This window comes from Photorhabdus sp. P32 (genome assembly GCF_038085095.1).
GTDB classification, from domain to species: Bacteria; Pseudomonadota; Gammaproteobacteria; order Enterobacterales; family Enterobacteriaceae; genus Photorhabdus; species Photorhabdus luminescens.
Map to the genome: position 1 here is coordinate 1 of NZ_JAZGJN010000172.1, position 9,440 is coordinate 9,440.

At 41.0% G+C, this 9,440-nt stretch carries 6 protein-coding genes and 1 pseudogene; 2 read left to right on the forward strand and 5 right to left on the reverse strand.

Annotation, left to right across the window (positions count from 1 at the left end):
* Nucleotides 1–686 precede the first annotated feature (686 nt).
* Nucleotides 687–1,165: pseudogene (locus V2H77_RS01740) on the reverse strand (Hcp family type VI secretion system effector).
* 371 nt (nt 1,166–1,536) lie between these two features.
* Between V2H77_RS01740 and V2H77_RS01745 the strand changes: the two are divergent.
* Together V2H77_RS01745 and V2H77_RS01750 are read left to right on the forward strand one after the other, a co-directional pair.
* On the forward strand, nt 1,537–2,337 hold the full coding sequence (locus tag V2H77_RS01745; RefSeq protein WP_341497416.1) for a BPSS1780 family membrane protein: 801 nt from the start codon (nt 1,537–1,539) through the stop codon (nt 2,335–2,337).
* Between the two features lie 605 nt (nt 2,338–2,942).
* A complete protein-coding gene (locus V2H77_RS01750; RefSeq protein WP_341497417.1) occupies nt 2,943–3,743 on the forward strand; it encodes a BPSS1780 family membrane protein in 801 nt (266 codons plus the stop codon).
* A 113-nt stretch (nt 3,744–3,856) separates the two neighbouring features.
* Here V2H77_RS01750 and serS read toward each other — a convergent pair whose 3' ends face one another.
* The 4 genes from serS to V2H77_RS01770 all read right to left on the reverse strand — a co-directional run.
* Complete coding sequence (gene serS, locus V2H77_RS01755; protein ID WP_341497418.1) at nt 3,857–5,146, reverse strand: serine--tRNA ligase; 1,290 nt, start codon at nt 5,144–5,146, stop codon at nt 3,857–3,859.
* A 231-nt stretch (nt 5,147–5,377) separates the two neighbouring features.
* A complete protein-coding gene (locus tag V2H77_RS01760; protein WP_341497419.1) occupies nt 5,378–6,721 on the reverse strand; it encodes a replication-associated recombination protein A in 1,344 nt (447 codons plus the stop codon).
* Between the two features lie 7 nt (nt 6,722–6,728).
* A complete protein-coding gene (lolA, locus tag V2H77_RS01765; RefSeq protein WP_341497420.1) occupies nt 6,729–7,340 on the reverse strand; it encodes an outer membrane lipoprotein chaperone LolA in 612 nt (203 codons plus the stop codon).
* 90 nt (nt 7,341–7,430) lie between these two features.
* On the reverse strand, nt 7,431–9,440 hold a 2,010-nt coding region (locus tag V2H77_RS01770; protein ID WP_341497421.1), incomplete at its 5' end, for a DNA translocase FtsK.

Sequence of the window (9,440 nt, forward strand, 5' to 3'; positions counted from 1 at the left end):
AAATTAATGATTTCTTTATCAGATATATTAAGGACGTAAATAATAATTCACTTTTATGCATTTAAATACTATATATGGTCAGGCTAGGAGTTATTGATGAATTTGGCTTATGTTTCATTGTCTTTAATTCTTCTATTCCCTGTTTATTTCTGCATAAAAAGACTATTTATATCATCTAATTTTTATCCCCATTTTTTAGCAAAAATATTATCATTGGTTCTTTCAGTATTTCATATTCATGTTTTTAATTTCGATTCAATATATTTCTTCAATGTAGATATCACTGACAATGAATTTTTACATTATTATTCTTTAGGTTATTTAAACTGCGTTACTTATTGAGGAAAAATAAAATGGTTGACTATTCATATATTATGTTCTCTTTACTTTCACTTTATCCTCTATACTTTGCTTTTAAGAAACTTTTAATTCCCTATGATGTTTACATTAATCTTTTAGCTATATTACTTATGATGGCATCTAATATTTTTCATCTAAATGTTGCCTATACTGGTAGAATTCCGTTTCTTGGTATATCCACATCAGATAATGATTTTATGCTATACACTTCTTTTATACTATCTTTCTCGTGTACCATTACATTTATGATCGCATGCGGAAAACATTATAGGAAAAACAAGTGGTAATTTTGCCGGTAAAACAACACTATTTTACCGGCAAATAAATTAATAAACGCGATCATCCCAAATACTATAAGCACTTGTCCCTGCTATATGATGAGTCCATGTGATACTTTTATAACGTAAAGATATCGTTTCCTGCGGCTGTGCGCCAGCATGTGTTATCGAATGGGGGTGATAAACAGCTAAATCAACTATCGTCGCCTCAATTACCTTTATAGTGTAATAAAACTCCTGAATCCCGGATTGATTCGTTCTATAAATATCAAAGTACCGTCCAATACTTCATTTTCCGACATCGCTATTCCCAAAAGCGGTGATGATTTATCAACAGGTTTTTTAAATGTTATGGGATGATGCTTAGCATACTGATCCCAAGTTAAAGAATGATTAAGATTATATATGAATATCTGGTCTGTATGATCTAATTGACCTTTATTTCCTATTGAATCGATCGATGAACAACCTGCCGATATCAATCCCTGCCTACGGCCCTTTAAAGTTAAATAGATTAAGTCTGACATATATGTTCCTTCCCAACGTTAAAATACCAACTACTAACTATTAGTAGGAATTTCCATTCTACAGAAAAAAATATCCAATGGAATTAAAATCATTCCGATTATATGGATTAAAAGTTAATTAAATTCAGCTATCAGGTAATATTGAAACACTTTATTACAATTATTATCAATTTGATACAATTAAAAACATTTAGCAACATATTACACGAAAATTATTTATTTTTTTGCTCATTACTTATATTTAATCCTTGTTGAACAATAGAATTAATATAATATATTTATCATATCTCTCCAGCTGACTGCATCTTCCGAGATGTAATCAAAAAAGCGATTTAATATATTATTAATCAATAAATTAATTGGAAAAGTATATGGAACACCAAAACGTAGATTCAAATCCCAATGCTATACCCGAAGATAATCAGGAAGTATTCATTCCTGGTGGTCAGTCCCTCAGTAGCACAGAAGGTGTGAAATGGATTGGTCAAGCATGGCAACTTGTCAAGAATAAATGGGGCATGTGGATACTGCTCTACCTTATTTATTCTGTATGTATAACTGGTTTAGTGCTTATTCCTTTTCTTGGGATATTTGCCTGTATATTTAACCCAGTATTTATCGGCGGCATGATTGCCGTGTGCGAAAAACAGAGGACTAGCGGAGAATTTGAACTAGGGCTGCTCTTTAGCGGATTTCAGAAAAACTTCGCGTCACTGCTCGGCGTTGGTGCTTTAACGCTTAGTATTATACTCCTAGGTTTTATCGCAATGTTTATTGTCGGTGGTAGTGCCGTAATTAATATCCTATTAACCGCCGCTCAACATGGTGAAATCCCAGCCCAAATGCTCCAAAATAGTCTGTTCTCATTATTTCTTGGTATTTTTATTCTGATGGTTTTCTTAATTATGAATGCAGCATTGACCTGGTTTGCACCAGCGCTAATTATCATCCATGATTTAAAGTTTGGTGCTGCCGTATCAATGAGCCTGGCCGCGGTGAAAAAGAATCTATTGCCCGGTTTATTATTCTTTATCACCGTAACAGTTATTTTCATAATCTCAGTCATGACTTTTGGTTTAGGTTTTCTAATCTCTATACCAATACTTTTAGTTAGTTATTATTCCTCCTACCGCAGTATTTTTATCGGTAAGGAAAAATCATCCACATTTTAATTGGCTAAAAAATACTTAGATTGACAAACCTCGCTATTTTAAACGAGGTTTGCTTTTTTATGATGGGAAAACTCCTGCCATTTTTCCCGATTAATTCCGCTTGATGGTCATTAGAGGCTGTATTTTTACCACAGAGCGTCAACCCGTTTAAAATGAGTAAAAAAATCCGAAGTTATACTGAGATTAGCAAGAAAAACAGGGTCTAAATTGATTAACAAAGTAGTAAAATGACAAATCACTGTATTAAGCAAACTAGCAAACTTGCTTAAACAAAAAATTTCACATAGTCGTAACACGTTTAAATAATCGATGATGAAAAACCGGCATTGGAATAAAAATATTAATTAAATCATATGAGAGAAACCAGAATATGTTACAGAAATAGCTTAGTTATTTAGGTAAATATAAAACCACTTGCTTAAGTTAAGCAATGCATTGCTTATAAACCCACCACATCATTAGTTAATTACTCCTATTTAGTGCTTGTTGATTAATAAATTTAATATATTATACTTGCCAGCTTTTTACGGCTGACTGTGACTTTGCAGTGCAGACAGAAAAAGCAATTCAATAAATTACGAATCAATAATTAAATTGGAAAATACATGGATAATAATAACCTAAATTTTAATTCCAACGCTATATACAACAATCAGGAGGTATTTATCCCTGGAGGCCAATCCCTCAGTAGCACCGATGGTATGGAATGGATTAGTCAAGCATGGAATCTCGTCAAACGTAAATTGGGTATGTGGATACTACTTGTTATCATTTATTTCATTATCATATCTGGTTTACAGCTTATTCCTTTCCTTGGGATATTTGCAGGGATTTTGAGTTCCGTACTGTCTGGAGGTATTATTGCTCTATGTGAAAAACAGAGAACTACCGGAGAATTTGAACTAGGGCTGTTATTCAGCGGATTTCAGAAAAACTTTGCTCCACTGCTTGGCGTTGGTGCTTTATCATTTGGCATCATGCTCCTTGGCATCATAGCAATGTTTATTACCGGTGGTAGCGCAGTGACCAATATCTTCTTAGCTAATCAATATGGTGAAATTCCTCTTGAAATACTCCCAAGTGATTTGTCTCCATTACTTCTTGGTGTCTTTATTCTGTTTATCTTCAGCATCATTGCTGCTGCTTTAACCTGGTTTGCACCAGCGTTAATCATTCTTCATAATTTGAAATTTGGTGCTGCCGTATCAATGAGCCTGGAAGCAGTGAAGAAGAATTTATTACCCGGTTCCTTATTCTTTATTCTCTCTGGGTTAATGATAGTACTTTCTGTAGTAACTTTAGGATTAGGCTTTTTAGTTTGTATACCAATACTTTTCGCCAGCTATTATTCCTCTTACCGGAGCATTTTTATCGGTAAGGAGAAATCATCGACGTTAGTTAACTAAAAGATACATTTATTATTTACTGAATTCGGTAACTTTATTTTCAGTAAATTTGTAATTAATAAAGTAGACAGCAAAAAGCGCCAAAATTTGGCGCTTTTCATTAAATACAATAATTAACCGATATATTCTAATCCGCCCATATATGGACGCAATACTTCGGGTATTTCAATACGACCATCAGCTTGCTGATAGTTTTCCATAATGGCAACCAAGGTACGGCCAACAGCCAGACCAGAACCATTCAGGGTATGAAGCAATTGAGTTTTCTTATCTTCTTTACCACGGAAACGCGCTTGCATACGACGCGCCTGGAAATCCCACATATTAGAACAAGAAGAGATTTCACGATACGTGTTCTGAGCCGGTAACCATACTTCCAGATCATAAGTTTTACACGCGCTGAACCCCATATCACCAGTACACAATAAAACTTTACGATATGGCAGGTTCAGTAATTGCAAGACTTTTTCAGCATGACCAGTTAATTCTTCAAGTGCATCCATTGATTCATCGGGATGAACAATCTGAACCAACTCAACTTTATCAAACTGGTGCATACGGATCAGGCCACGAGTATCACGACCATAAGAACCCGCTTCTGAACGGAAGCAAGGGGTATGAGCGGTCATTTTCAGTGGCAATTCATTTTCATCCAGAATGTCACCACGAACCAAGTTGGTTATCGGAACTTCAGCGGTCGGGATTAACGCATAATGGCTTTCTGCTTCTTCCTCCAGCGGTTTGGTATGGAAAAGATCTTCACCAAATTTCGGCAATTGGCCCGTACCATATAAGGTTTCATGGTTAACCAGATAGGGAACATAAGTTTCCAAATAGCCGTGCTGCTCTGTGTGAAGGTTTAGCATAAATTGCGCCAATGCCCGATGCAGACGAGCAATTTGCCCTTTCATCACCACAAAGCGCGAACCCGTTAGTTTAACCGCGGCGGCAAAGTCCAGACCATTAGTCAATTCACCTAATGAAACATGATCTTGAATCTCAAAATCATATTTACGTGGCTCCCCCCAACGGCTCACTTCCAAATTATCGTTCTCATCTTTACCTACCGGTACAGAATCATCTGGAATGTTAGGGATACTTAAAGCCGAATCACGGATTTCGGCCTGAAGTTTTTCCAATTCGGCTTTTGCTGTATCCAACTTTTCACCTAACTGGTTCACTTCCTGACGTAGCGGATCAATATCTTCACCACGGGCTTTCGCTGCACCAATAGCTTTCGATCGGGAATTACGTTCTGCTTGCAGGGTTTCAGTTTCAACTTGTAAAACTTTACGGCGCTCTTCTTGTTTGCGCAGCGTATCCACGTCAAGGGTATAACCCCTGCGAGCCAGTTTTTCGGCGACTGCGTCTAGCTCATTACGCAGTATGTTTGGATCGAGCATGCTAGTCCTGTACTTGTCGTTATTAAGTTATACCCGTTATCTTTCAAGTTGCTTCTTTGTTGGCTGCACTCACTCACCCCGGTCACAGAGTTATCTATGCTCCCGGGGATTCGCTCTCTTGCCGTCGCGATGCACCTTGAAATCCATAGGGTATAGATGATATGAATAGGCCCACACAAGTTGATGGGCCATAAGGTGTTTTTACCCGTCAACCTTACCGCAACAATAACATTAGCGATAGCGTTTTATCGGGCTATTTTGATCCTGTTCAGCAAGCCAGGCGAGTTTATCGCCTATTTTACTTTCCAGCCCTCGGTTAGTCGGATGATAATAGCGGGTTTCCCGCATCTCAGGAGGAAAATAAACTTCACCCGCAGCGTAAGCATTAGATTCGTCATGAGCATAACGATATTCCTCGCCAAGCCCCATCTCTTGCATCAATTTTGTCGGCGCATTGCGCAAATGTGCAGGAACATCATAATCAGGCTTTTCCTTCGCATCAGCCATCGCTGCTTTAAAAGCGGTATAAACAGCGTTACTTTTCGGCGCACAGGCAAGGTAAACAATGGCTTGAGCAATCGCTCTTTCACCTTCTGCCGGCCCAACACGAGTAAAACAATCCCATGCAGCAATGGCTACCTGCATTCCCCGAGGATCAGCATTACCAACATCTTCGGAAGCAATCGCCAATAGACGACGGGCAACATATAACGGATCACCGCCAGCAGTAATGATCCGGGCATACCAGTAAAGCGCAGCGTCAGGTGCAGAACCACGAATAGATTTGTGCAGTGCTGAAATCAAATCGTAATAACGATCACCTTTATTATCAAAACGAGCGCTTCGTTCCCCACTGACCTCTTTCAATAGCGCCAGAGTCAAAACTCGCAGCCCTTGAGCATCGGTTTCTGCCATATCCGCCATCATTTCCAGAAGATTCAATGAACGACGAGCATCTCCAGCAACCAGTTCCGCAATCATATGGCGGGTATTTTCAGGCAAAACGATATTCTGACCATGATAACCACACTCTTTGTCATTCATGGCTTGATCAAGCACCTGCTCAATCTCTTCTGTTGTTAATGATTTAAGTAGGTAGACTCGCGCCCGTGAAAGTAATGCGGAATTCAGTTCAAAAGAGGGGTTTTCTGTGGTTGCACCGATAAAGGTGATCGTGCCATCTTCAATGTGTGGCAGAAAAGCATCCTGTTGGCTTTTGTTAAAACGATGTACTTCATCAACAAACAGGATAGTTCTCCGCCCTGCATGCCGGTTTTGGCGCGCCTTTTCAATCGATTCACGTATCTCTTTGATGCCAGAAGTGACCGCGGATATCCGTTCAACATCCGCCTGAGCATAATGCCCAATAATTTCAGCTAATGTTGTTTTGCCCGTCCCCGGCGGACCCCATAAAATCATGGAGTGCAGTTGTCCAGCCCGAATAGCTCTTGGCAGAGGTTTTCCCTCTGCCAGTAAATGCCGCTGGCCGATATATTGCTCTAATGTCATCGGCCGCATACGCGCGGCCAATGGCTGGAATTCATTTTGTGAAAAATCGAGTGACAGGTTGTTCACTTAAACCTCACTGGCGCTGATCATCCAGCGTAACGCCTTTCGGCAGCGTAAAACTGAACTTTGCCGCATCCACTTGGGTATTTTGCTGCCCTTTTAATTGATAAGCACTCTTTTGACCATCCTGCTCAATAGCAGAAAATCTTTGGATAGTGCCATCCGTCATGACGGTAATCGAGAAGCGTTTCAAATTGCCAGTGACATTATTCGGCGTCAGTTCAAAATCATTCCCTTGCTGGCTAATTTTATATTGAGACCAATCTTTAGCATCGTTGCGTGTAATTAACATGAACGGCGTGTTACCTGTGGCATCTTTCAGCCAATTAGCCGTTACCTGTTCAACAAACGGATTATAGAACCACAACGTTTTACCGTCCGATACCAAAACGCTTTCATCAGGTGATGTCATATGCCAGTTAAATAGGTTTGGACGTTTAACCCACAATTGCCCTTCACCTTCCTGAATTGTTGCCCCGTCATCACTGGTGACTGTTTGGGTAAAGCTGGCATGAAAACTATTTACTTTACCCAAACGTTCCTGCAAATTCTGGCTAGCATTTGCCCATACCGCATTGATATTCATGCCAGCCATTAAACAACCAATCAATATCAGCTTTTTCATGTAAGAGATACCTTTCTCAACGTTATTACTTCTTTATCAGCATTATTACCGTGATTTATTATCAGAGTTTTCAACGTTCAATATTCACTATCAACGCTCATGTGGCGGCGGCGCCAATACTTCACGATTACCATTATGACCCGGAGCACTGACAATCTGCTGTGCCTCCATCTGTTCCACAATACGCGCCGCTCGGTTATAACCAATACGGAATTGACGCTGAACGCCAGAAATCGAAACGCGTCGTTTTTCCGTCACGAATTGAACTGCCTGATCAAACAGAGCATCTAACTCTTCGTCGCCGTCAAGACCTAAGCCACCTTCGGCATCATCACCACCGCTGAGAATGCTGTCAACATACTCTGGACGACCGCGGGCTTTCCAATCATTCACCACTTCATGAACTTCCTGATCCCGAACAAATGCGCCATGAACACGCACCGGAATCGAGGAGTTTGGCGCCAGATAAAGCATATCTCCCATGCCCAACAGGGATTCAGCGCCACCTTGATCAAGGATGGTGCGGGAATCAATTTTGCTGGAAACCGTAAAAGCAATACGCGTCGGAATATTCGCTTTAATCAGACCGGTAATAATATCGACCGATGGACGTTGAGTCGCCAGAACCAGATGGATGCCGGCAGCACGCGCTTTCTGCGCTAAGCGGGCGATAAGCTCTTCAACTTTTTTACCGACGGTCATCATTAAGTCGGCGAATTCATCTACCATGACAACAATGTACGGCTCTTTTTTCAGCACCGGATGAGTGACATCCATGCTATCGCCCGGTTTCCAGAATGGGTGAGGGATTGGGCGCCCCATCTCTTCTGCCTGTTTGACCTTTTCGTTATAACCCGCCAGATTACGCACCCCTAATGCAGACATCAGTTTATAACGGCGTTCCATTTCACTAACGCACCAGCGCAGTGCATTAGCGGCATCTTTCATATCGGTAACAACTTCGGTTAACAGATGCGGAATGCCTTCATAAACCGACAACTCCAACATTTTCGGATCAATCATAATAAAGCGGACATCCTCTGGTTTTGCTTTATAGAGGATGCTGAGGATCATGGCATTGACACCGACAGATTTACCCGAACCGGTTGTACCCGCCACCAGCAAGTGGGGCATTTTACCTAAATCTGCGACAACCGGCTGGCCGCCAATATCTTTACCCAACACAATGGTGAGTGGCGATGGATTATCGCGGAATTTTTCACAATCCAATACTTCACGCAAATAGACCGTCTGGCGTTTTTTATTCGGCAATTCCAAACCAACATAAGGTTTACCCGGAATCACTTCAACAATACGCACAGCCACCGCTGATAGAGAACGTGCTAAGTCTCTTGATAAGTTGGAAATACGTGCGGCTTTAACACCCGGGGCCAAATCCAGTTCAAACCGGGTAATCACTGGACCGGGAGAGAAACCTACGACATCAGCTTTAACCCGATAATCACTTAAACGCGCTTCAATCAAACGGGATGTTTGCTCAAGGGCAAACATATCAACGGGTTCCTCTTCCGCTAGAGGACTGGTTAACAGATCGAGCGAAGGCATCGGCGTCGTTGGTTTTGGCAATGGTTGATCGTTACGAACCAAAAACGGATGGAATAAGCTATCTTGCTGCGGTTGCTGCGGTTGCTGTACAACATTGTGTACGGATGCTGGCGCAAAAGCAATTTCTGTGGGCCGTTCTGATCGATTTTCCGGCGCTGATTGAACAGAAGGCATAAACAGCGGTTCTGCCGGCTCTTTTTTAACTAAATCTTCAACCGGTGAGAAGTTATTCAAAATCGATAAACTCTCCAGAGCAGAGAACTCTTTTTCCTCTTGGTGATTTTGGTCCTGATAACGTTTATGTTGCGGCTGCTCAACGGCCTGTTTAACAATCTCTGCTCCTGTTTGAGGCCGATTTTCCGTCTCAAATGGGTTCTGGCTTACATGAGGCTGGATTGAAGCCTGTTTTTCTGTATCCACCGTCATACGATAACGCTCACGCGGTGGTGAAAGAAATTGTTGACGCAGCAACGCGTCTTGCTGCTTATCAGACTCAACATCATCCCCCGATCCCTCTCCGTGTGGGGTGACCTC